The organism is Methylorubrum extorquens (assembly GCF_024169925.1).
GTDB lineage: Bacteria > Pseudomonadota > Alphaproteobacteria > Rhizobiales > Beijerinckiaceae > Methylobacterium > Methylobacterium extorquens_A.
Genome location: NZ_JALJXF010000001.1, coordinates 4710456 through 4730843 on the forward strand (window position 1 = coordinate 4710456; position 20388 = coordinate 4730843).

The 20388-nt window shown below is 72.5% G+C and carries 20 protein-coding genes; 9 read left to right on the forward strand and 11 right to left on the reverse strand.

The genetic code is table 11. The features are described from left to right. A complete protein-coding gene (locus tag J2W78_RS21950) occupies positions 1-1590 on the reverse strand; it encodes a cytochrome ubiquinol oxidase subunit I (RefSeq protein WP_253373699.1) in 1590 nt (529 codons plus the stop codon). Positions 1591-1689: 99 nt separating this feature from the next. Between J2W78_RS21950 and J2W78_RS21955 the strand changes: the two genes are divergently transcribed. The 3 genes from J2W78_RS21955 (at position 1690) to J2W78_RS21965 (ending at position 6115) form a co-directional block, all read left to right on the forward strand. Continuing rightward, complete coding sequence (locus tag J2W78_RS21955; protein ID WP_253373700.1) at positions 1690-3324, forward strand: ATP-binding cassette domain-containing protein; 1635 nt, start codon at positions 1690-1692, stop codon at positions 3322-3324. After that, positions 3324-4964, forward strand: coding sequence for an ATP-binding cassette domain-containing protein (locus J2W78_RS21960; RefSeq protein WP_253373701.1), 1641 nt, complete (start codon positions 3324-3326; stop codon positions 4962-4964). The genes J2W78_RS21955 and J2W78_RS21960 overlap by 1 nt, the downstream gene beginning before the upstream one ends. Positions 4965-5362: 398 nt before the next feature. Further along, positions 5363-6115: a Crp/Fnr family transcriptional regulator gene (locus J2W78_RS21965; RefSeq protein WP_253373702.1), complete on the forward strand. Its 753-nt coding sequence runs from the start codon at positions 5363-5365 to the stop codon at positions 6113-6115. A 75-nt stretch (positions 6116-6190) separates the two neighbouring features. Here the strand turns inward: J2W78_RS21965 and J2W78_RS21970 are convergent, their stop codons facing one another. Next, positions 6191-6517, reverse strand: a complete 327-nt coding sequence (locus J2W78_RS21970) for a c-type cytochrome (RefSeq protein WP_253373703.1) — start codon at positions 6515-6517, stop codon at positions 6191-6193. Beyond that, complete coding sequence (locus J2W78_RS21975; RefSeq protein WP_253373704.1) at positions 6517-7329, reverse strand: universal stress protein; 813 nt, start codon at positions 7327-7329, stop codon at positions 6517-6519. The genes J2W78_RS21970 and J2W78_RS21975 overlap by 1 nt, the downstream gene beginning before the upstream one ends. A gap of 167 nt (positions 7330-7496) precedes the next feature. Between J2W78_RS21975 and J2W78_RS21980 the strand changes: the two genes are divergently transcribed. Then, positions 7497-8333 carry a 3-keto-5-aminohexanoate cleavage protein gene (locus tag J2W78_RS21980; RefSeq protein WP_253373705.1) on the forward strand — a complete coding sequence of 279 codons (837 nt, stop codon included), beginning with the start codon at positions 7497-7499 and terminating at the stop codon, positions 8331-8333. A gap of 12 nt (positions 8334-8345) precedes the next feature. Here J2W78_RS21980 and J2W78_RS21985 read toward each other — a convergent pair whose 3' ends face one another. The 7 genes from J2W78_RS21985 to J2W78_RS22015 all read right to left on the reverse strand — a co-directional run bounded on the left by J2W78_RS21985 (position 8346) and on the right by J2W78_RS22015 (position 14845). Then, entirely contained in the window at positions 8346-9242 is an 897-nt protein-coding gene (locus J2W78_RS21985) for an STM4011 family radical SAM protein (protein WP_253373706.1), read from the reverse strand. Between the two features lie 2 nt (positions 9243-9244). Further along, on the reverse strand, positions 9245-10609 hold the full coding sequence (locus J2W78_RS21990) for an STM4012 family radical SAM protein (protein WP_253373707.1): 1365 nt from the start codon (positions 10607-10609) through the stop codon (positions 9245-9247). Next, the gene (locus J2W78_RS21995; RefSeq protein WP_253373708.1) at positions 10606-11409 is read right to left on the reverse strand and encodes an STM4013/SEN3800 family hydrolase; all 804 of its coding nucleotides are present in this window, start codon (positions 11407-11409) and stop codon (positions 10606-10608) included. Before J2W78_RS21995 ends, J2W78_RS21990 begins: the two co-directional genes overlap by 4 nt. Beyond that, a complete protein-coding gene (locus tag J2W78_RS22000; RefSeq protein ID WP_253373709.1) occupies positions 11406-12554 on the reverse strand; it encodes an STM4014 family protein in 1149 nt (382 codons plus the stop codon). The genes J2W78_RS21995 and J2W78_RS22000 overlap by 4 nt, the downstream gene beginning before the upstream one ends. Then, entirely contained in the window at positions 12551-13477 is a 927-nt protein-coding gene (locus J2W78_RS22005) for an STM4015 family protein (RefSeq protein ID WP_253373710.1), read from the reverse strand. The genes J2W78_RS22000 and J2W78_RS22005 overlap by 4 nt, the downstream gene beginning before the upstream one ends. 38 nt (positions 13478-13515) lie before the next feature. After that, positions 13516-14427, reverse strand: a complete 912-nt coding sequence (locus tag J2W78_RS22010; protein ID WP_253373711.1) for a DUF6745 domain-containing protein — start codon at positions 14425-14427, stop codon at positions 13516-13518. 121 nt (positions 14428-14548) lie between these two features. Continuing rightward, the gene (locus J2W78_RS22015; RefSeq protein ID WP_253373712.1) at positions 14549-14845 is read right to left on the reverse strand and encodes a hypothetical protein; all 297 of its coding nucleotides are present in this window, start codon (positions 14843-14845) and stop codon (positions 14549-14551) included. A gap of 532 nt (positions 14846-15377) precedes the next feature. On the opposite strand from J2W78_RS22015, the gene J2W78_RS22020 reads away from it, so the two are divergent. After that, the gene (locus J2W78_RS22020) at positions 15378-17495 is read left to right on the forward strand and encodes a M48 family metallopeptidase (RefSeq protein ID WP_253374118.1); all 2118 of its coding nucleotides are present in this window, start codon (positions 15378-15380) and stop codon (positions 17493-17495) included. Next, a complete protein-coding gene (locus tag J2W78_RS22025) occupies positions 17492-18010 on the forward strand; it encodes a hypothetical protein (RefSeq protein ID WP_253373713.1) in 519 nt (172 codons plus the stop codon). The genes J2W78_RS22020 and J2W78_RS22025 overlap by 4 nt, the downstream gene beginning before the upstream one ends. An 18-nt stretch (positions 18011-18028) precedes the next feature. On the opposite strand, the gene J2W78_RS22030 is transcribed toward J2W78_RS22025, so the two are convergent. Further along, positions 18029-18355, reverse strand: coding sequence for a hypothetical protein (locus J2W78_RS22030; RefSeq protein ID WP_253373714.1), 327 nt, complete (start codon positions 18353-18355; stop codon positions 18029-18031). Between the two features lie 50 nt (positions 18356-18405). On the opposite strand from J2W78_RS22030, the gene J2W78_RS22035 reads away from it, so the two are divergent. The 3 genes from J2W78_RS22035 to J2W78_RS22045 all read left to right on the forward strand — a co-directional run bounded on the left by J2W78_RS22035 (position 18406) and on the right by J2W78_RS22045 (position 20341). Further along, on the forward strand, positions 18406-19155 hold the full coding sequence (locus J2W78_RS22035) for a hypothetical protein (RefSeq protein ID WP_253373715.1): 750 nt from the start codon (positions 18406-18408) through the stop codon (positions 19153-19155). A 68-nt stretch (positions 19156-19223) separates the two neighbouring features. Beyond that, complete coding sequence (locus J2W78_RS22040) at positions 19224-19724, forward strand: hypothetical protein (RefSeq protein WP_253373716.1); 501 nt, start codon at positions 19224-19226, stop codon at positions 19722-19724. Continuing rightward, the gene (locus tag J2W78_RS22045; RefSeq protein ID WP_253373717.1) at positions 19721-20341 is read left to right on the forward strand and encodes a hypothetical protein; all 621 of its coding nucleotides are present in this window, start codon (positions 19721-19723) and stop codon (positions 20339-20341) included. The genes J2W78_RS22040 and J2W78_RS22045 overlap by 4 nt, the downstream gene beginning before the upstream one ends. Positions 20342-20388: the final 47 nt, after the last annotated feature.

The window sequence follows — 20388 nt, forward strand, 5'->3', positions numbered from 1 at the left end:
CTACTCGGCCGCGACGAGGCCGGCGTCGGTCCGGTTCGTGCCGGTGCCGGGGAAGAGGGCGGCCGGGTCTTCGGCAAGCGTCTCCGGGCCCTTGGCGATGGCGCGCAGCATCAATTGCACCTCGATCACCGCGAGCACGCCGTAGACCAGGGTAAAGCCGGCGATGGTGATGAGGAGCGAGGGAATGCCGAGTTCCGAGGTGGCGAGCGCGGTCGGAAGCACGCCCTCGATGATCCAGGGCTGGCGGCCGAACTCGGCGACGAACCAGCCGAACTCGATCGCGATCCAGGGCAGCGGCAGGGCCAGCAGCGCGGCCCGGAACAGCCAGCGGGGCGCCTCGGCCTCGCGGGCGGTGTACCAGAGCGCCGCCCCGAACAGGCCGATCAGCAGGAAGCCGCAGGCCGCCATCGCCCGGAAGGTGAAGAACAGCGAGGGCACGTGCGGCACGGTGGACCACGCCGCTCGGTCGATCTCCGCATCGGTCGCCTTCAGCGGATCGCCGATCAGGGGCTTGAGGAGCTGCGCGTAGCCGAGATCCTGTTGCGTCCGGGCGAACTCGGCCCGGGCCGCCTCGTCGGTGCGGTCGGCCTTGATCCGCTCCAGCGCGGCGTAGGCGACGAGCCCGTTGCGGATGCGGCCCTTGGCGTGATCGACCAGTTCGGTGATGCCGGGGATTTCGGTCGTCAGCGAGCGGGTGCCGATCAGGCCCATCGCGTAGGGGATGTGGAGCGCGTAGCGGGTGGTGCGGCTCTCCAGATCCGGGACGCCGATCGCCGTGAACGACGCGGGCGCGGGCTCCGTGTGCCACATCGCCTCCATGGCGGCGAGCTTCATCTTCTGGTGGTCGGTGACGGCGTAGCCGCTCTCGTCGCCCAGCACGACGACGCTGAGGGCCGAGGCAAGGCCGAAGGCCGCCGCGATGGCAAACGAGCGCTTGGCGAGTTCGAGATGCCGCCCGCGCAGGATGTAGAAGGCCGAGACGCCGAGCACGAACACCGCGCCGCAGACATAGCCGGCCGAGACCGTGTGGACGAACTTCGCCTGCGCCACCGGATTGAGGATCACGGCGGCGAAATCGGTCACCTCCATGCGCATCGTGTCGGGGTTGAAGGCGGAGCCGACCGGGTTCTGCATCCAGCCGTTGGCGATCAGGATCCAGAGTGCGGAGAAGTTCGTGCCGAGCGCCATCAGCCACGTGACGATGCAGTGGGCCAATGCCGTGAGCTTGTCCCAGCCGAAGAAGAACAGCCCGACGAAGGTCGCCTCCAGGAAGAAGGCCATCAGGCCCTCGATGGCGAGCGGGGCCCCGAACACGTCGCCGACATAGTGCGAGTAGTAGGCCCAGTTCATGCCGAACTGGAACTCCATGGTCAGGCCGGTGGCCACACCCAGCGCGAAATTGATCCCGAACAGGAGGCCCCAGAACTTGGTCATGTCGCGCCAGATCTTGCGGCGCGTCATGACGTAGACCGTCTCCATCATGGCGACGAGGATCGAAAGTCCGAGCGTCAACGGCACGAACAGGAAGTGGTACATCGCCGTCAGCGCGAATTGCAGGCGCGACAGATCGACGAGCAGCGGGTCGGTCATGGGAGGCTCCTTGTCCGATGCTGCCTCTCGCGCTGCCGCGCTTTTGCATCCTTGACGCAGATCAAAGCCGCTCGAGCCGCCCCCGCCGCACAAGGCGGCATGACCCGTCGATCCCCCCGCGCCCGTTCCGCCCCAGAGCCCGCGGCGCTGACCCTCGCCCGCGGGGCGGCGCGGGCCGGCCTGTCGCGCCTTCACGGGCTCCAGGCCCTGCGCTGCGCCGCGACGCTCGGGCTCGCCGTCGCGCTGGCGCGGCTCGCCGGGGCGCTGATCGAGACGGGCGGGCTCGACGGGCCCGCGCTCGGCCTTGCCGGGGCCTGCCTCCTCGCGGGCGCCGGGCTGGGATGCGCGATCGAGGCGCGCAGCGCCGCCCTTGAGGCGGAGATCGCCGTCGCTCTGGTCGATGCCGCGGAGGCGCGGCTCGCGGCGATGCCGGCGCGCACCGCCGCCGATCTGCCGCGCGGCGCGGTGATCGCCGGGCTGCAGCGGCATCCCGGCGCGCTCGCCCGGCTCGTCGTCGGCCACGCCGTGGCGCGGCGGATGATGGGGCTCGGGCCGGTGCTGACGGCATGCGCGGTCGCCGTCGTCTCGTGGCAGGCGGCCCTGGCGCTGCTCCTCGCCACACCGGTGATGATCGTGTTCTTTGCCCTCGTCGGCGGCATGATCCGCGAGCGGGCCGCCGCCCAGGAGGCGGCGCTCGGGCGGCTCGCCACGCAGTTCGCCGACCGGGTGCGGACGCTGCCGACGATCCTCTCCGCCCACGGCCTGCCCCGCGAGACGGCCAAGCTCGACCGTCGGCTTGAGACTTACGCCGGCGGCACCATGGGCGTGCTGGCGGTGGCTTTTCTGAACGCGGGCGTGCTCGACTTCTTCGCCTCGCTCGCCATCGCGATCCTGGCGGTTTTCCTCGGGCTCGGCCATCTCGGCCTTGCCGAGGTGCCGGGCTTCGCAGGTCTGGCGCTGTGGCAGAGCCTGCTGATCCTGCTGCTCGCCCCCGAATACTTTTTGCCGTTCCGCCGCTACGCCGAACTCTACCATGCCAAGGCGGAGGGTGAGGCGGCCGCGGAGGCGCTCGCCTGGGTGTTTTCGGAGGACGCCGACACGGTACCCGAACGCGGCGTGGTTCCCGCAATGCCGGGCGCCCGCGGCCTCGTCCTGCCCCATGCCGGACCCGTCGCCGATTTCGACCTGCCCGCGACCGGCCTCGTCGCGCTGACAGGCCCGAGCGGTGCCGGCAAGTCGACCCTGCTGCGGGTGCTCGCTGGTGTCGAGGCACCCCTCGCCGGGACCGTCCGCGCGCCGGATCAGGGGCATCCCGCGACCTGGGTCTCCTTGGACACGCCGATCCCGGCCGGCACGCTCGCAACCGCAATCGCCGACGGCAGACCGGTGCCGCCTGAGGCGGTTGCGGCCGCCGCCGCGTCGCTCGGCCTGGACGACGATCCGCACTGGCCCGGCGGCCTCGATGCCCCCGTACGGGCGGGCGCCGAAAACCTCTCCGGCGGCCAGCGGGTCCGGGTCGCCGTCGCGCGCCTGCTGCTGCGGCCCGGCACCGCCTTCTGCGACGAGCCGACCGCCAAGCTCGATCCCGACAACGCCGCGCGGGTGCGCCGGGCCCTCGCGCGCGCCGCCCGCACCCGCCTCGTCATCGTGGCGACCCACGACCCCGCGCTGGCGGCGATCGCCGACCGGCGCATCGCCCTGAGGCCCGCCCTTTCCGAGAGGCAGGCGGCCTGATGCGCACCCGCTCCGATACGACGCCGGGCGGTTCCGGCCGCGCCGAAACGTCCCGAGCTTGGACCCTCGCCTTCGCCCTCGCGGCTTTGGCGCTCGCCGCGAATCTCGCGCTCGCCGGCACCGCCGTGAGCTTCCTGGCCGCGGTGGCCCTGGCCGGGGCCGGGCCGGCGGCCTTCGCCTTCAACTTCCACCACCCCGCCGCCCTGGTGCGCCTGTTCGCGCTGCTGCGCACGGGCGCGCGCTACGGCGAACGCATGGCCGGCCACCGCGTGGCGCTGACCGATCAGGTCCGCCGCCGCGCTGGCCTGTTCGCCGCCCTGGCGCGGGCCCCGGAGAGCCGCAGCGCCGGCTGGCAGCTCGGGCGGCCGGAGCGGCTCGCCGACTTCATCGACGACGTGGCCGACATCGACTACGCCCGGCTGCGCATCGGCTTTCCCGTGGCCCTGACCGGCGCGTCGCTCGCCGGGCTCGTATTCGCCACGGCCCTCACGGCGCCGCTCGCGCTCCTTCCCGTCGCGGTGCTCGCGCTGGCGGGCGGCCTCGTGGCCCGGCACGCGCTGACGCGGCTCGCGGCCATCGAGGCCTGGGCCCGCCGCGCGCGGCGCACCGCTGCCGCCGATCTCGGAGCGGCGCTGGCGGGTGCGGTACCCCTCGACGTCGAGGGGCGGCGCGGCCCGGCCCTGCGGATCGCCCTCGATCCCCTGCGCGATGCCGAGCGCGAGGCCGCCTGCGGAAGGCGGGCGCTGGCCCGGTTCGAGGCCGTACTGGCGCTGGCCGGCCCCGCCATCGCCCTGGTCGTGCTGCTCGCCGCCTGGAGCGCGGGTGCCCGCGGCACCGGACTCTTGCCCGCCGCCTTCCTGGCCTTCGCTTGGCTCGCCCTCGCGGAGCCGATCCTGTCGCTGCCGCGAGCGCTGCTCGGCTCCGTCCGTGCCCGGCTCGCCCGCCAATCCCTCGCCGTAGAGGAAGGCACCGCAGAGGAAGGCACCGCCGCGGAGCCGGCCCCTCGGCCCGGTCCGGCCCCCGGCGCCCTGACCCTGCAGGGCCTGCGCCTGCGGGCGCCGGACGGGCGCGATCTCGGCCCGGCACCGGAGCTTGCCGTCGTCCCCGGCACACCGCTGACCCTCGTCGGCGCCAGCGGCTGCGGCAAGACCACCCTGTTGAAGGCGCTGGCTGGCTGGAGCGAGGAGCGGCCCGGCGAGACGATCCGGCTCGGCGGTGCCGTCCGCCCGGCGGCTGAGCGGCGGGCGCTGACGCATCTGAGCCTGCATGATGCGGCGATCCTGTCCGACACCGTCCGCGAGAACCTGTTCGCGCCCGGCGTCTCCGACGCGGCTTTGTGGGCGGCCCTGGAGGCCGTCGAACTCGACACCCGCATTCGCGCGGCCGGCGGCTTCGATGCCTGGATCGGCGAGGGCGGCCTTTCGCTGGGCGAAGCGCAACGCCTCAACCTCGCCCGCGCCTGCTTAAGCCCGGCCCCCGTCATCCTCCTTGACGAGCCGGCCGAGCATCTCGGCGACGATCAGGCCGCGCGCATCCTCGGGCGCCTGCTCGCGCACTGGCATGACCGCATCGTCGTGCTGACGAGCCACCGACCGGATCTCAGGCTGCCCGGGCGCCGGGTCTCGCTCGGGCTGGATTGAGGCAAGCCCAACCCGAACGCCGGGACTCCCCTTACACTTTGCCAAGTCGGCGAGAGTCGGGCCGCCGGCGAGGCTCTGTGCCGCCGGTTTGCGCCGTCGAGGCATCCGTGCGCGCCGCCTCCGGTGCGCCCTCTCTCGAAGCTGTCGCGGTCGCGAGAAGCGGCATAAATCCCTTTACGACATCCGTTCCGATCAAGAAGGCTGGAAAGATCAGGATAAAGATGTGGCCGCGAAAGAAGTCACTCGGCGGGAAGACATCGCCCACGCCGCCGTAATGCGCTTCCTCGGTCGTCCTTCATTATCCGCTCGCTTCGGCCCTGTCCGGTTTCGACTTCACAGGCGACGCGGAGGCAGGCTATTGAATTGCTTGGAGCGGGCTGCGGGACGGGAGGCTTCCGATGCAAAGCTCTGGCGAGAGCCCCGGTGTCGAGCCGATCCCAGCCGAGCCGCCTTGCGCGCACGACCGCTCGGAGAGTGGCTGCGCCGCGTGCAAGGTCCGCCTCATCAGCGTCTGCGCGGCGCTCACGAGCGAAGAACTCGCCGGCTTGGAGGCGCTGAGCCAGCCCGTCCATCTCGACCCGCGCCAAGCCCTGTTCCAGCAGGAGGGCCGGGCGGGCGCCGTCTACAACGTCACCGAGGGGGCTTTACGCCTGTCGCGGCTTCTGCCGGACGGGCGGCGGCAGGTCATGGGTTTCGCCATGGTCGGCGATTTCCTCGGCCTCGCGCTGCCCGAGCGCTTCACCGTCACCGCCGAGGCGCTGGCGCCGACGACGCTCTGCCGGTTCGAGAAGCGTGCCTTCGCCGGCCTCGTCGCCCGGACGCCACACCTGCTGCAACGCCTCTACGAGCGGGCCGGCCATGAGCTGACGCTGGCACAGGATCACATGCTGCTGCTGGGCCGCCGCACCGCCGAGGAGAAGGTGGCGAGCTTCCTGCTCGGCTTGCGCACGCGCTACGCCCGCATCGGGCACGATTCCATCACTGTCGAGCTGCCGATGGGCCGGCAGGACATCGCCGACCATCTCGGCCTCACCATCGAGACGGTGAGCCGGATGCTGACCCGGCTCGACCGGGAGAAGGCGCTGCTGATCGTGCCCGGCGGCGTGCGCCTGTTGGACGTTGCCCGGCTCGAACGCATCGCGGCGAGCTGAAACGGTAACCCTTGATCAGAGCGGAAGCCGAACTCCGCTCTCCCGCAGGGATCGACCGGACTTCGTCCGAGCGCCTCACCGTTCGAGGGTCTGAAGGTAGGCGATCAGGGCCTGCGCCTCGTCGGGATCGAGCCGGAATTCCGGCATCGTCGGATGGCCCGTGGTGATGCCCTCCGCCAACGCCTCGGCCAGATCCGTGACCGGGTAGCGGCGGTGCAACGCGCGGAACGGCGGCGCGTCCGGCAACGGGCTCGCGCCGACGCGGCCGATCGCGTGGCAGCGGGCGCAGTTCGTGCGCGCGATGGTCTCGCCACGCTTAGCGCGGGCATCGAGCGCCTGGGTGGCGGCCGGGAGGGCGATCAGCAGGAGGGCCAGGATCGGAAGGGTGGTCGCGATACGCATCAGTGACACATCAGGCAGGGGAGGGGGCTGCGGTGCAGCATCTCGCGGGTGACGCCGCCGAACAGCCACTCGCGCAGGCGGGTATGGCCGTAGGCACCCATCACGATGAGGTCGGCCCCCTGTTTGACGGCGAAGCGCAGGAGTTCGTCGCCGTCGCTCACGACGGTGCGCAGCAGGTGGGTCGTGACGGCAGCGCCGTGGCGGGCAAGATGGCCGGCGACATCTTCCGCGCCCTCGTTGCGGGCGCCTTCGTCGGTGCTGACGACGAAGACCTGATCCGCCTCGCGGATGAAGGGCAGCGCGGCCGAGACGGCCCGGCGCGCCTCCGACCCGTCCTTCCAGGCCACGACGATCCGGGCGCCCCGAAGCTGCTCGGCGCGCGGGGGCACCACGAGGACCGGGCGGGCGGCCTCCATCAGGACGGGGCCGGGCGACACGCCGAGGGTGGAGAGCGGGATGTCGTCGAGGCCGCAGCGTCCCACCACGAGGAGATCGGCCGCCCGCGCTTGCTCGACGAGGTGGGAGATCGGACCCGCCAGGGCCTCGCGCCAGTCGCGGCGCAGCGGGGCTTCGGCGGAGCGCTCGAACAGGGCGTGTGCCTGTTCGAGCAGGGCCCGCGCCTTCTCCTCGAAATGCGGCTCCTCGTCATAGATCTCGCCGATATCGCGCACGTAATCGGGTGTCGGCACCTTGCAGGCGGCCGCCCCGGTGAGCGTCGCCTCGAAGCGCCGTGCGAGCGTGGCCGCAAGCCGGATGCGCTCGGCGGCGGCCTCGTCGAGGTCGACCGAGACCAGGATGTTCGCGTAAGCCATGCTCGCCTCCCCGGGGCATCCCCTCCGCTTGGCGGGGCCATCCTTCGTGGGGGCATCCTTGCCGCCGGCCGGTACGGGTGCCTTGATCCAGCGCAAGGCGGGCCGAGTGGCCCCCCCTTGCGCCGGCCTGCGGCCGACCGCTTCACTCTGCGAGGCTTGAGAACAGCATGACCGGCCAGCCCCCCGTCGTCGTCGCGGTCGCGATCACCGGCTCGGTGCCGCGCAAACGCGACAACCCGGCCGTGCCGATCACGGTCTCAGAGCAGATCGAATCGACCCAGGCCGCCTTCGAGGCCGGTGCGGCGCTGGCCCACATCCATGTGCGCAACGACGACGAGAGCCCCTCGTCCGATCCGGAGAAGTTCGCCGCCGTGCAGGCGGGCCTGCGCAAGCACTGCCCCGGCATGATCGTCCAGTTCTCGACCGGCGGGCGCGGCCGCGATCCGGCGAGCCGCGGCCTCTCGCTCCAGCACCGGCCCGACATGGCCTCGCTCTCGACCGGCTCGGTCAACTTCCCGACCATCGTCTACGAGAACCACACCACTCTGGTGACAGAACTCGCCGGCCAGATGCAGCGCAACGGCGTGCGGCCGGAGATCGAGATCTTCGACCTCTCGCACCTGCACGGAGCCAAGCGCCTCGTCGAGGCCGGGCTGATGGATGCGCGCCCGCACGTGCAGTTCGTGATGGGCGTGAAGAACGCGCTGCCGGCGCAGGAGCACCTGCTCGACCTCCTGCTCGGGGAGCTGCGCCGCCTGCTGCCGGGGGCGACCTGGACCGCCGCCGGGATCGGCCGCGAGCAGGCCCGCGTGATGGATTGGGCGCTGGCCCGCGGGGCGGATGCGGTCCGCACCGGACTGGAGGACAACATTCGGATCACGCGGGAGCAGCTGGCCGGCAGCAACGCCGAGCTGGTCGGCCTCGCCGTCGCGGCGGTGACCCGGCACGGCCGCCGTGTCGCGACCCCGGCGCAGGCCCGGACCGCCCTCGGCCTCCCTGCCTGACGGCGGCTGATCCTAACGCCTCGCGAGGCCGGGCGCGCCCGCTGCGGCGTCGAAGGGCAGCGCCCGCTCCAGCAGCCCCGCCCCGAACCGCTCGCGGAAGCCGAGATGCGGCATGTGGGCGTAGCCGATATGGCAGCGGCATTGCGCCAGCGGGCAGGGCCGCGGCGTTAGGGCGGCGTCGAAACCCGGGTCGTAGAGGTTGCCGATCCGGGCCGGAACCACGTGGCAGCGGCGGACCTCGCCGTCGCCATCGACGCTGACCACGCTCTCGCCCGTGGCGCAGGCCCGGCCCCGGCTGCGGATCCCGGTGCGGTTGATGTCGAACAGCGGATCGAGCGCGCACAAGGTGGCGAGGTCGTCCGGCCCGTAATAGTTCGGCCCCTCGTCCCGGTAGGCGTTCACCCAGAGGTAGATCTCGGGCCGAAGCGCCCGGCGCAGGGCGGCGAGCGCCGCGAAATGCTCGCGCTTGCCCACGATGCCGACGCTGTAGCTGATGCCGCGGGCGTCGAGTTCGGCGCAGCGCCCGAGGAAGCGGTCGAGCGGCGTCTCGCCCGGATGGAAGGTGCACCAGAAGCCGATGCGGTCGGAATCGCAACCGTCGAGCCAGCCCGTCGGCCAGGACAGGTTGGTCTGCGCGGCGACCCGCGTGACATGGGGCATCCGGCTGAGCCGCGCCATCGCCGTCCGGTAGGCCGGCCGGATCAGCGCCTCGCCCCAGGGCGTGAACAGGATGCCCAGCGTGCGCCGGGTCTGGCTGTCGGCCCAGTCGACGAAGCGGGCGAGTTGGCCTGCGTCGCGCCGCAGGGTCTCGCGGCTGTCCCGGCGCTTGGCGAAGGGGCAGTAGGGGCAGGCGTAATTGCAGCTCGCCAGCGGGCCTCGGTAGAGGATGTCGAGATGGGCGCCTGCCATGGTCAGCGCAGCGCGTAGGCGCGCATCCGCTCGCGCACGCCGGCCGTCTGGAGCCAGGGGCCGATCGCGTCGGAGCGTTCGAGGCCCGCCTCGGTCAGCCGGAGACCCTCCGCGTCGAGGGTGGCGAGGCCTGCCTCTGCGAGGTCGGCCAGTCCCGGCAGGTCGGCGAGGAGCGGCGTGCCGAAGCGCTCCGCGTAGGCGCGCGGGGACAGGCCGGGGGCCTGGAGCAGGTGCATCAGCACGAAGCGGCGGCGCTGGTCCTCGGCGTCGAGCCACGCGCCGTAATCGGCCCGGCCGTGGCGCCTCGCGTCGCGGGCGGTGTAGTCGGCGACGATGGCGGCGACGCCCGGCTGCCCCACGGCGTAGGCGGTCGCGTAGTGCAGGGCGGCGGTGTAGGAGCGCGCCCCGGCGCCGAGCCCGACCATGCCGTCGCGGGCGCAATCGTAGGCCGGGCCCCATGCGGCCTCGGGGGCGCGGCGGAACATCCGCATCGAGACCTGCCGGTAGCCGGCCGTCCGCAGCCGGTCGCGGGCCGCGCGGTAGATCGCGAGGCGGCGCGCATCCCAGGCGCGGTCGTCCTCGGCGGCTCCGCCCCGCCGGCCGAGCCCGGTCAGCGGCCGGACGTAGAGGGGATAGAGGAAGAGTTCTTCCGGCTCCCAGGCGAGGGCCGCCTCGACGGATTCGAGGAAGCTCGCGGGTGTCTGCCCGGCGGCGCCGTAGATCAGGTCGATGTTAAGGACCGGGATGCCGGCGTCACGGATCGTTCTGAGCGCCGCATCGACGCTGCTCCGGCTTTGCGGCCGGCCCATCGCCCGCGCCTCGTCGTCGCGAAACGACTCGACGCCGATGCTGATCCGCTCGACCCCGTGCGCCCGCAGCACGGCGAGCCGCTCCGGCGTGGTGGTGCCGGGCGCGGTCTCGACCGAGGCCGGAAGCGCCAGGGGCGTGGCCCCGAAGGTGTCGCGCAGATCCGCCAACAGGCGGTCGAGGTCAGGCGCTTCGAGGAAGGTCGGGGTGCCGCCGCCGAGTGCCATGCGGGCGACCCGGAACCGGCCGAGACTGTCGGCCACCGTCTCGGCCTGGAGCCGCAGGGCGTCGAGATAGGGCGCGACGCGGCCCTCGCCGCGGGTCAGGGTGAACAGGTTGCAGAAGCCGCAGCGCATCGCGCAGAACGGCACGTGCACGTAGAGGAACAGCCCGTCCTTGGCTTCCTCCGCCCAGGCCTCGCGCAGGGGCACCGGGTGCCGCAGCGGCCGGTAGGCGGTCTTGTGCGGGTAGGCGTATTGGTAGCCACCATAGACCGGCCCCGCGCGCAGGGCTGCCGTGCTCATGCCGGGGCCCATGCCGGTGCCAATGACGGTGTTCATGCCGCCTCCTGGATGAACTCGGCGTAGGGCACGTCCCACACGGTCGGGTGCGCGAGGCGGTGGCCGCGATAGCCGTCCTCGCCGAAGGCGGTGCCGTGGTCGGCGCACAGGATGCAGAGGGCCGGCCCGCGCGCCTCGAGCGCCGCGAAGAGCGGGGGCAGGGCGCCGTCGGCGTAGGCCAGCGCCGCCGCTTGCGTCTCCGCGCTCTCCCGCGTCGCGCCCGGCAGGTAGGCGCGGGTCGGGTGATGGGTCGCCGAGACGTTGAGGAATAGGAACAGCCGCCGCTCGCGCTCGAGCGCGGCGATCCGCTCCACGGCGAAGCCGACCTGCGCCGCGGTCGAACCCTTCGCCTGCACGCCGAAGCCGCCGTGCCAGTGGCTCTCGGCGAACAGGCCCGGCAGGACGCGGCCGAGCGGGGTGCGCTTGTTGAAGAAGCCGACGCCGCCGATGCACAGCGTGTGATACCCGCGTGCGGCAAGGCCGGAGACGATGTCGGGCGCGTCGAACACGGCGGTGTCCGGCCCGGTGGTGCGGCTGCCGTCGAAGCGCAGCGCGAAGAGGCGCGGGTGCGGTCCCGGCTCGGCGGGCGTCGGCAGGAAGCCGGCGAAAATCGCCTGATGCGCGGCATAGGTGAAGCTGCCCGGCGCGTGGCGGCGCTCCCAGGCCTCGCCCGGCAGCAGGCGCGCGAGGTTCGGCGTCCGGCCCTCCGCCAGCGCGGTCGCGGCCACGTCGTAGCGGAGCGAATCGAGCGTCACGAGCAGGATGTCGTGCGAGCCCACGCGTTCGGCGGCGCGGATCATGCGGCGAGTCCCACGGGACGGCGCGCGGCGATCCAGCCGGGCAGGCGGGCCACCTGCCATTCGTAGGGGTCGAGCCCCTCGTGCCGGACACGGCGGATCAGGTCGCCGAAGGCGTTGGCCTCGAAGAAGACGTGGCGGCGCAGGCCCACGGTCAGTGCCACGTCGAAGGCGACGTGGAAGGTCTGCGGGAACAGCCTCGCGAAGCGGCGGCAATCTGCCCGCATCGCCTCCCAGACGGCGGGCGGCGCCAGGGCGCGAAGCGCGTCCGCCTCGCCCCGGCGCCCGCCGAGATCGAGGTTGGTGATCGGGCCGCGGGCCTTGCGCAGCACGCTATGGGCGGGCTCGCCGTCGACCACGAGCACGCGCAGGTCGCAAGGCCCGCCGTCGAGAGCGGCCTTCGGCACCCACTGCTCCACATGTGCGTCCTGCGCCAGGATCGTGTCGATCAGCGCCACGGCCTCAGCTCCGCGGTAGCGCCGTAGCCGGTGGGAATGGTGCAGCACGCCGGGCCCGGCGCCCGGCACGTGCTCGGCCGCGGAGTCCGCCACAATCCCGTCGCGGGCGACCGTGAGCGCGGCGATGCCGGCGGCGCCCGAGCCGAAGCGCGGCTTGACGAAGACGCGGGTCAGACCGGCCGCGCGCATGGCTTCCACAAGCGCGTCGAACGAGCCGGCCGGCGGCAGCGCCCGCGGCACCGGCAGGCCGTGCGCGGCCATGGCGGCGTGGCAGGCCCGCTTGTCGTAGAACAGGGCGACCGTCTCGGCCTCGTGGGTCAGGGCGACGCCCGGCGGCACGACCCGGCGGGCGAGCCGCAGCGCCGCCGTGAGCCCGCGCTGCAGGCCGTGGTCGGGCCGCAGCCGCGTCGCCTCGTCGTCGGCCTCGTCCTCACCGCCGAGGCGCAACAGGGCCCGGCGGATGCCTGGATCGCCGCCGGGCGAGTCGATGCGCAGCAGGCCGCGCCCCTCCGGGAACAGCGCGCTCAGCCGGTCCGGCGCTTCAATGAAGCGGGCGTAGTCGAGTACGGGCGCAGGCGGGTGCCCGGCCCGGACCAGCGCGGCGCTGAAGCCCTCCGTGCGCTCGTCGCCCGCGACCCCGAGGATGACGCAGGGGGCAATCCCAGTGAGCGAGTCACCGGCGCCCGTCATTCCGAGACGGCGATGTTGCGGTAGATCTCGCCGGCATACTCGTCCGGCTCCTGCTGCTCGGAGAGGTCGACCGCCGGCCCGAGAGCCGCCAGCCGCGTCATCGTCGCCTCGGTGAGGAAGTGGTGGTGCAGGTCGAGCCGCGACAGCTTCGCCACCGCCGGCGAGGCGATGAGCGCCTCCGCGCCCGCATCCGTCAGGTTGCCGAGGGAGAGGTCGAGGGTCGAGACGCGTTCCAGCACGGGAGCGGCGGCGACCGCCGCGGCGAGGTCGTCGGCATAGGCGCAGTCGCGGAGCGCCAGGGTGTTGAGCTTCGGGAACAGCCGGCCGGCGAAGAGATCCGCAAAATCTGCCGGCGTGCTGTCGCCGCCATACTCGTCGGTGCCGAGCCAGAGTTCGAGATGGCGCAGCTCCGGCGCCCCGGCGGCCAGCGCCTCCCCCACCACCCGGCGCGGCAGGCCGCCCGATTCGACGATGAGCGCGGTCAGGCGCGGCGCCTCGAACCGCCCGAGCGCGAGGCCGGTGGCGCCGCGCACCTGCATGTGCTCCAGCTGCGGGAAGGCCGGCCAGAGCGCCGAGAGGTCGCTCTGGTTGATCCAGGAAATCTCGTTCTCCTCCGAGACGATGTCGCCGAGGAAGAGCGCGCGCAGGTTGGGAAACCGCTCGGCATAGGAGACCAGCGCCTCGACGACCGCCTGGGACGTGCCCTCGGAATCGTCGCCCTGCCAGTAGCCGATGACGAGGGCGTCGGTCGCCTCGGCGCCGGGCAGCGCCGCGTAGCTCCCGAGCATGGCCGGCACGTTGTCCTCGGAATCGTACGCGACGCGGAAGCGCGGCACCGCGCGCTCGAAGTCCCAGGCCTCCATCCCGTTCTGGAAATCCTCGACCGGCTTGCCGAAGAAGGTCGTCAGGTTCTCGTAGGGCATCGGTTCCGGCTTCTCGTTCGGGCGGTGGCGGGACCGGTTCAGGTCTCGATCAGCGGGGCGTAGTCGGCCGGGTCGTCGAAGCCGGCGGTCCAGGCCACGGCTTGGTGGCAGGTCTTGGTGGTCGGCGGAACGCGCAGGAAGTAGCGCCGCCCGGTCGAAGGACAGCCGACCGAAACGCAGACGAGGGGCTCGTCGCCCGCGAGATCGACCCGCAGCAGCCGGCGCTCGCCGCCGGGGTCGCGGTCCCGGTCGAGTTCTTCCGCTTCGGCCGCCTCCATGAAGGTCTCGAAGCCGAAGCGCTCCAGCATCACCCGCCGCCGCTCGGCGTTGCGCTCCTCCAGGATCTCGGCGATCCCGAGCTCATGCGGCCGGAAGGCGATGCGCGCATCCACCGGCACCCCGCGCCAGCGCAGGCCGATGCCGGGCAGGTGCGGCGGCGGTTCGGTGAGGCCGGAGCCGGCCACGTCGATCCACGAGGTGACGCGAAAACTCTCCGGCACGTGGTCGATCCGGCCGCAGCCGGCGATGTCGAGCCCGGCGACGGAGCCCCGCGTCGGTAGGGCGCCGATCAGGGCGCAGTCGCGGATGTTGAGCCGCCCGCCACGTAAATGGAGATCGTCGGGCAGGGCCTTCAGCGCCGAGCAGCCTTCGAGGTCGAGGAAGGCCGGCGACAGGCCGGGTGGCAGGGTCTCCAGGGCGAGGCAATCGCGCAGATCGACGATGCCGGCGCGCAGGTCCGCCGGCAGGGTCGTCAGCCGGTGGCAGGCGCGGGCGGAGAGGCGATAGGTGATCGCGTTGCCATCCTCGATCCGCGCGATGGCGGAGCCGTCGAGCACGAGTTCGCGGCAGCGGATGCCGTGGCCGAGCGTGTCCAGCCGGCTCGCGGGCGCGAGGATCCGGTGACAGACGAGACCGTCCGGCAATGCGCGGGCGGCCTCGTTGCGCGGCATGTCGAGCCGGTCGAGAACCTGCCCGGCCTCTTGCCCGGCCTCGTCGGCAGAGAGCGTGTCCTGAGGGCGCAGGATGCGCCGGGCGGGTGCGGGGGGGCATCGGCGATCGATTCCCCGACACTCAGTCCTGCACGGTGACAATGCGCTGCGGCGTGTATTCGCGCTGCCGCCACACCCGGTAGACGCCGCGGTCGAGGGTGATCGTGCCGTGCTCGTCATGGACGACGCGGGCTTGGTCGGCGCGCACGTCGAGGTAGAAACAGCCGTCGCCGGCGAACAGAGCGGCGGGATCGACGACGCGGTGGCTATGGCCGGTCAACTCGCCATGCGCGAGCACGGTATGCGGCAGCGGCCGGCTGGCGGCCTCCTGCGGAACGGCGGAAATCGCGCGAATGAAGATATCGCCCTGACGCCACATGCCCGTCTCCGCCCATGTTTCAAGAGCAAGAGCCGACTTAAGAGCCGCTTGCCGCTCTTTGTCCGGCTTATGATCGTGGTGCACGCCCGGCGAAGGCCATGCCTCGACAGAGTTGCGCCCTGACAATACTCTGTTGGCACGAGGCTAACCCGGCGATCGACTGACGGTCAACCGGTGGCGGGCTGTTACGGTATCTCTGCCAAGCCCGATCCGCCCGCCGGCCGATGTGAGATCCCGGTGGGCCGAGGCTCCCCCGCCGACAGGACAACATTCGGTTGACCTACGGGCTCAGCAGGGTAGAAATCCTACCAATCCGGGTCTCTCTTGTGTTGCGCACAACTTTAATAGCCTGGAACTGACGACATCTGCGGAGTCGTCATCGCCGTCGTCGGCCGGCATTTTTCGCATGTCCGGCTTATCCGCATGTGGGCCTTGCGGTCGCCCGCGCTTCAGGAGGCTGACCATCCCCGAAGCAACGACTTCGCCCGCGCGTTCTCGTCCGGGTGCCTTGGCGCGCCTCGTCGCGGCCACCGTGCTGCTGCCGCTCGTTCTCCTGCTGCTCGGCCTGTGGGAGGTTCGGCGCGGCGCCGACGATCACGCCGCGTTCGAGGCCGAATCGCAGCGGCTCACCGGCCTCGTGACGCAGATGGAAGCGCGGGCGCCGCGGGACGGTCGCTTCGATCCCCGCCTTCAGTTCCGCTACGAGGGCCGGCTCTATGGCGGGCCGCTCGCGATCGATAAGGCGCGCGAAGCCCGCGACGAGGCTGGGCTCCTCGCCACGCTCATGGATTGGCGGCGCGTGCTGCCGCCGGTCGTCGTCGCGGGCGGCGCGCTGGCCGCCGCGCTCTCCGTGCTCGTGCTGCTCGCGGGCGCCGTCCTGGGGCGCCTCGGCCGCGCTTCGCGCGATGCCCTGGTACGCGGCTTCTCGCTGATGCGCCGGCTGCTCCCCGCGACGCTCTCGCTCCAGATCCTGGCGGCGACGGCGAGTTTCGTCGCTGCCGTGACCTTCGAGGCGGCGGCCCTGCTTCAGGGCGGCTTCGATGGCGGTGCGCTGAAGCTCCTGGCGATCGCCGTCGTCGCGGTCGGCGCCGTCGTCTTCGTGGCCGGCACGACGGTGCTCGGCCTGCGCCGGGCGCTCGGCGCCTTCGAGCCCGATCCGCTGCCGATCGTCGGCCGGACGGTGACGCCCGAGCAGGCGCCGGGCCTGTGGCGCCTCGTCGAGGGGCTCGCCGCGCGGCTCGGAGCCCTGAAGCCCGAGGCGGTGGTGGTCGGGCTCACCGAAGGCTTCTTCGTCAGCGCCGGGCCGGCGGTGCTGGAACCCGGCGGGGTGCGGGTCACCGGCCGGATTCTCTACCTGCCGCTGCCCTATCTCGCCCTGATGCGGGGCGACGAGGTGGCGGCGATCATCGGCCACGAACTCGCCCACTATGCCGGCGGCGACACCATCTACAGCCAGCGCTTCCTGCCGATCTATGCCGGCGTCGAGCGCTCCCTCGACGCGGTCGCCGAGGGCCACCAGGGCTCGCTCGGGCTGCTCGGGCCGTCGCTGCGCCTCGGCGTCTTCGTGATGGAGCGCTTCCACCTCGCCGTGCGCCACTGGAGCCGGACGCGCGAGTTCGCGGCCGACGCGGCCGGCGCGGGCGTGACCTCGATCGATGCCTCGGCCCGCGCCTTGCTCCGCGCCGGCGCGGTGGGGCCGCGCGTCGCCGAAACCCTTCAGGCCGCGGCCGACGCGCCGGATGCGGCGCCGCCCGACCTCGTCGCCGCCGCCCTCGACCGTGCGATCCGGAACGGGCTCGACGACCCGGCGGCGCATTGGCAGGAGGAGCAGGCCCACCCGACCGACACCCACCCGCCGACCCGCGAGCGCGTCGCCGCCCTCGGGCGCAGCATCGACGCGGATCTCCTGGCCGCGGCCGGCGCCGTGCCGCCGCCCCACGCGCTCGGGCAGCTCGCCGCCTATTTCACCGACCCGACCAGGCTCAGCCAGGCGGCGACCGACGACTTCCTCGGCGCGCTGCGGGCGCAGGACGCGGCGTACCGCGCCCATCTCGAGGCGACGGCGGCGGAGGTCGGCACCGAGGAGCGGGTGCTGCGCGCGAACTACCGTCCGCGCGGGATCGCGCTGGCGGTGGGCGGCGGCCTGTTTGCCGTCATCGCGCTCGCGATCGCCGTGTTCGGCGTGCCGGGGATTTCGCCGAAGGACAACGGCGTCGTCCTCGCAATCGCGCTCGGCTTCGCCGTGCTCCTGGGCGGGGCCGGCGTCCTCATCCTGCGCCGGGGCGAGCCCGTGATGCTGACCCTCAGCCCCGCGGGGCTGAAGGCGCCGGGGCTCGACCGGACGATCCCCTGGGACTCCATCGCCGACCTCGACATGACGCTGAACCAGACCGGCATCCTCACGCGCCTGCTGCTGCCGCCCGAGGCGGACTGGCCGCAGCGCTTGCCCGGCCGGAACGGAATCAAGCTCGACGCGAAGCGCCGGATCATCACGTTCCCGATCGGCCTGCCGCGCGGAATGAAGCCGCCGGACTTCGCCGAGCTGATCGGCCGCTACCAGATGGCCGCGCAGGCCCGGCGCCTCCTCGCCGAGACCGAGGCCCTCGCGCCGCGATCCCCCTCCGAATCCCAACGCGCCGAGGCTTCATGACCGCATCCCCTGATCGCGCCGAACGCACCGAACCCCTGCGGCTGCCGCCCCAGGGCCAGGGCTGGATGGCGACCTTCTGGGTGCTGTTCGGCGTCGTGGCGCTCGGGGCCATGCTCGCGGCCTGCGCCATCTACACGGCGCCGGCCCTGATCTCGGACTGGCAGGTCCGCGAGACGGCCGTGCCGGTGGCGGAGGCCCGGATCAGCGACGGCAAGTGCAGCTCCAAGATCGCGATCCACATCTGCGACCTGACCTTGAGCCTGCGCCGGCCCACCGGCACCGTGACGCGCCGGGTGAACTACGTGTTCGCCGGCCTGCATGTCGGCGATTTCGGCGCCGGGCCGATGGCCGATCCGGCTCGCCCGGACCTGATCACCACCGATCTCGGCCTCGAGCGGCTGTGGAACCGCACGATCACCCTCGCGGTAATCATGGCCGCGCTCGCGGCGACCATCGTCGGGGCGCTCATCTCGCTGGTGCGCAACCGGCGCGCTGCCGCCAATGCAGCCGGGTGACGGGCTGTCCCGGCCGGATCAGTCCGCATGCTCGGCGGCATCGAGCGCCTTCCGGACCGCCGGATCGCGGCCGTAGCGCTGCCGCAGCCGCGTCTCGTCCGCCTCGATGGCGTCGCAGCGCAGGGTCTTGACGGCGGCGGCGATCTGCCGGCCGCGGGCCGCGTCGTAGGCATCCTCTCCGGACCAGTGGTTGCAGCCCTGCCGCCGGTCCAGATAGGCGACGACCGCGGTGGGCAGGCTCTTTCCCTCCGCAGGCGAGAGGTCCGGATCGGCCCAGGCCGGAGCGGGCCGATCCGCGAGAATCAGCGCGGCGAAGAGCGCGGCGGTGGTCCACGATCGGGTCATCGTCACATTCTTCCCTTCATGGTTGTGGCCCCGCTTAGCAGGGATTCGACGTGAGACGCACACGCACCGAGCCGCTTCTCTCCTGCTCCGCCGTCGCCGGGCTCTTCATCGGCCTCTCCACCGCGATGCCGTCCGCCGCCGAGGGTTGGAACGCGGCGCGGTTCGATCCGCCCGCGAAGGTCGAGACCGTCACGGATGCCGAAGGCCGAGAGATCACCTGCACCGTCTATCCCGATCTTGTCATCCGCGAGAGCGACACCGGTACGCCCGAGCCCGGGGATGCAGCGCTCATCCCGATCCGCGGCGGCCCGCCCGTGGCCTGCCGCGCCGCGCCCGGCGTCAGCGCGCGTACGCTGGAAACCGGCGGCCAGCGCTTCATCGGGCGGGCGGACGGGTTCCTCGTGTTCGAGGATGCGAGCAGCAACGGCACCATGCCCTTCGCGGTGATCGATGCCGGGACCGGCCGCAGCCTGTTCACCGACACGACCACCTACGACGGCATCGACAGCTTCGCAGCCGAGGGCGCGACGCTGCGGCTCGGCTTCCGCCGCGGGGTGCAGGGCACCTGCTCGATCCCGCAAGGGGGCGCGGCCTGCTGGGCGCGGATCGTGCGCGAGGAAAAGCTCCCGGTATCGGTCGCAGCCCTGCCGGTGCCGGCCCAGGTTTGCGCGCAAGCCTACCGCGCCGGGAAGGCCCCCAAGGATACCCCAAGCATCGTCTCCTTCCCGGTGCGGCTCGTCTGGAGCGGCAGCCTCGCCGTCGAGGCCGACGGCCCGGTGCGATGCCTGCCGACGCCGTGACAACGCACCCGCCCTTCACCACGTCCGCGCCCGCGATGCGGGCCGACCCTTCGAGGAGAAACCGTCGCATGATCTCACGCCGCAACGCGCTCGCCGCCGCCGCGACCCTGCTCTGCGCTTCCGCCGCCTGGGCCGAGCCGGCGATCGGGCTCGCCGAGCGCCGGGCCATCGCCGCCTATCGCGAGAGCCGTTACCCGGCGCAGGAGAAGGCGATTCAGGAGGCCGCGGGCTTTCCCGTGCCGGTCGAGGTGGCGTGGGACCAGATCACTCTTCCCGGTGACGCGAAGTACTATGCCGACGAGGGCTATTTCGAGAAGACGATCTTCGAGCCGATCGCTGCGGGGCTGAAGGAGGTCGGCAAGGACAAGATGGGTCGCGAGGCTTTGCAGGCGAAGCTGAAGTCGATCCGCATCCGCTTCGACGAGAAGACGGCGCCGGCCTCGAACTACCCCAACGGCCTCAAGTTCGACGGCGGTGTCCTCGATGTGAACTGGCGGCCCTTCTCGAACGTCGCCGACTTCAAGGACCGGGTGGCGGCAGTGGTGCAGGTGCTGGAAAAGAACCTGTGATCCCGTCGGTCCGGTACGGGTGCCGCGGCTTCGCGGCCGTGCTCGCCCTGTGCGGCGCGGCCGCCGCCGAGCCGCTGCCGCGCTCGGGCGTCTACGACAGCATGACCCTGGCGGTGGAGGGCGAGGCCGTCTCCGGCGTCTTCGTCGAGGAGCGCGGCGGGGCCGGCGGGGGGGCGTCCTTCAGCTGCATCTTCCTGCTGCGGGGCCGGCTCTCGGGCCTGCGCGCCGAGGTCGAGACGTGGTTTCCGGGCGAGCCGGAGCGCATCCGCGGCAACCTCGCCTTCACGCCGGAGGGTGCCGCGCTGACGCTTGCCGAGGATCACGGCGGCTGCCCGATGACCACGGGCAGCATGACGGCCAAGCCCTACACGCTCCTGCGCGAGGCGGATGAGCCGGCACAGGGCTGGCGCGGCGTCGCCCTTGTCACCGCCCGGCGTGCCCGATTCCGGCCCGAGCCGGGTCCGGCCCCGGAGCGCGGCGCCTACCTCGTGCGCCACGATCCCGTGGCGATTCTGGAGCGGCGGGACGGCTGGGTGCGGGCCCTCTACCGGCGCGGCGCAAAGCCGATCACGGGTTGGCTGCCGGAGGCCGACCTCGCCCTGGCCGCTGCGCCCTGAGGCGCCGCGGCCGATCACTCCGCGGGCTGAGGCCCGCCCACCGCAAA

Excerpts from the sequence above, each read along its gene's own strand:
- J2W78_RS21950 (WP_253373699.1), bottom strand. The coding sequence starts at position 1,590 with ATGACCGACCCGCTGCTCGTCGATCTGTCGCGCCTGCAATTCGCGCTG.
- J2W78_RS21955 (WP_253373700.1), top strand. The coding sequence starts at position 1,690 with ATGACCCGTCGATCCCCCCGCGCCCGTTCCGCCCCAGAGCCCGCGGCG.
- J2W78_RS21960 (WP_253373701.1), top strand. The coding sequence starts at position 3,324 with ATGCGCACCCGCTCCGATACGACGCCGGGCGGTTCCGGCCGCGCCGAA.
- J2W78_RS21965 (WP_253373702.1), top strand. The coding sequence starts at position 5,363 with ATGCAAAGCTCTGGCGAGAGCCCCGGTGTCGAGCCGATCCCAGCCGAG.
- J2W78_RS21970 (WP_253373703.1), bottom strand. The coding sequence starts at position 6,517 with ATGCGTATCGCGACCACCCTTCCGATCCTGGCCCTCCTGCTGATCGCC.
- J2W78_RS21975 (WP_253373704.1), bottom strand. The coding sequence starts at position 7,329 with ATGGCTTACGCGAACATCCTGGTCTCGGTCGACCTCGACGAGGCCGCC.
- J2W78_RS21980 (WP_253373705.1), top strand. The coding sequence starts at position 7,497 with ATGACCGGCCAGCCCCCCGTCGTCGTCGCGGTCGCGATCACCGGCTCG.
- J2W78_RS21985 (WP_253373706.1), bottom strand. The coding sequence starts at position 9,242 with ATGGCAGGCGCCCATCTCGACATCCTCTACCGAGGCCCGCTGGCGAGC.
- J2W78_RS21990 (WP_253373707.1), bottom strand. The coding sequence starts at position 10,609 with ATGAACACCGTCATTGGCACCGGCATGGGCCCCGGCATGAGCACGGCA.
- J2W78_RS21995 (WP_253373708.1), bottom strand. The coding sequence starts at position 11,409 with ATGATCCGCGCCGCCGAACGCGTGGGCTCGCACGACATCCTGCTCGTG.
- J2W78_RS22000 (WP_253373709.1), bottom strand. The coding sequence starts at position 12,554 with ATGACGGGCGCCGGTGACTCGCTCACTGGGATTGCCCCCTGCGTCATC.
- J2W78_RS22005 (WP_253373710.1), bottom strand. The coding sequence starts at position 13,477 with ATGCCCTACGAGAACCTGACGACCTTCTTCGGCAAGCCGGTCGAGGAT.
- J2W78_RS22010 (WP_253373711.1), bottom strand. The coding sequence starts at position 14,427 with ATGCCGCGCAACGAGGCCGCCCGCGCATTGCCGGACGGTCTCGTCTGT.
- J2W78_RS22015 (WP_253373712.1), bottom strand. The coding sequence starts at position 14,845 with ATGTGGCGTCAGGGCGATATCTTCATTCGCGCGATTTCCGCCGTTCCG.
- J2W78_RS22025 (WP_253373713.1), top strand. The coding sequence starts at position 17,492 with ATGACCGCATCCCCTGATCGCGCCGAACGCACCGAACCCCTGCGGCTG.
- J2W78_RS22030 (WP_253373714.1), bottom strand. The coding sequence starts at position 18,355 with ATGACCCGATCGTGGACCACCGCCGCGCTCTTCGCCGCGCTGATTCTC.
- J2W78_RS22040 (WP_253373716.1), top strand. The coding sequence starts at position 19,224 with ATGATCTCACGCCGCAACGCGCTCGCCGCCGCCGCGACCCTGCTCTGC.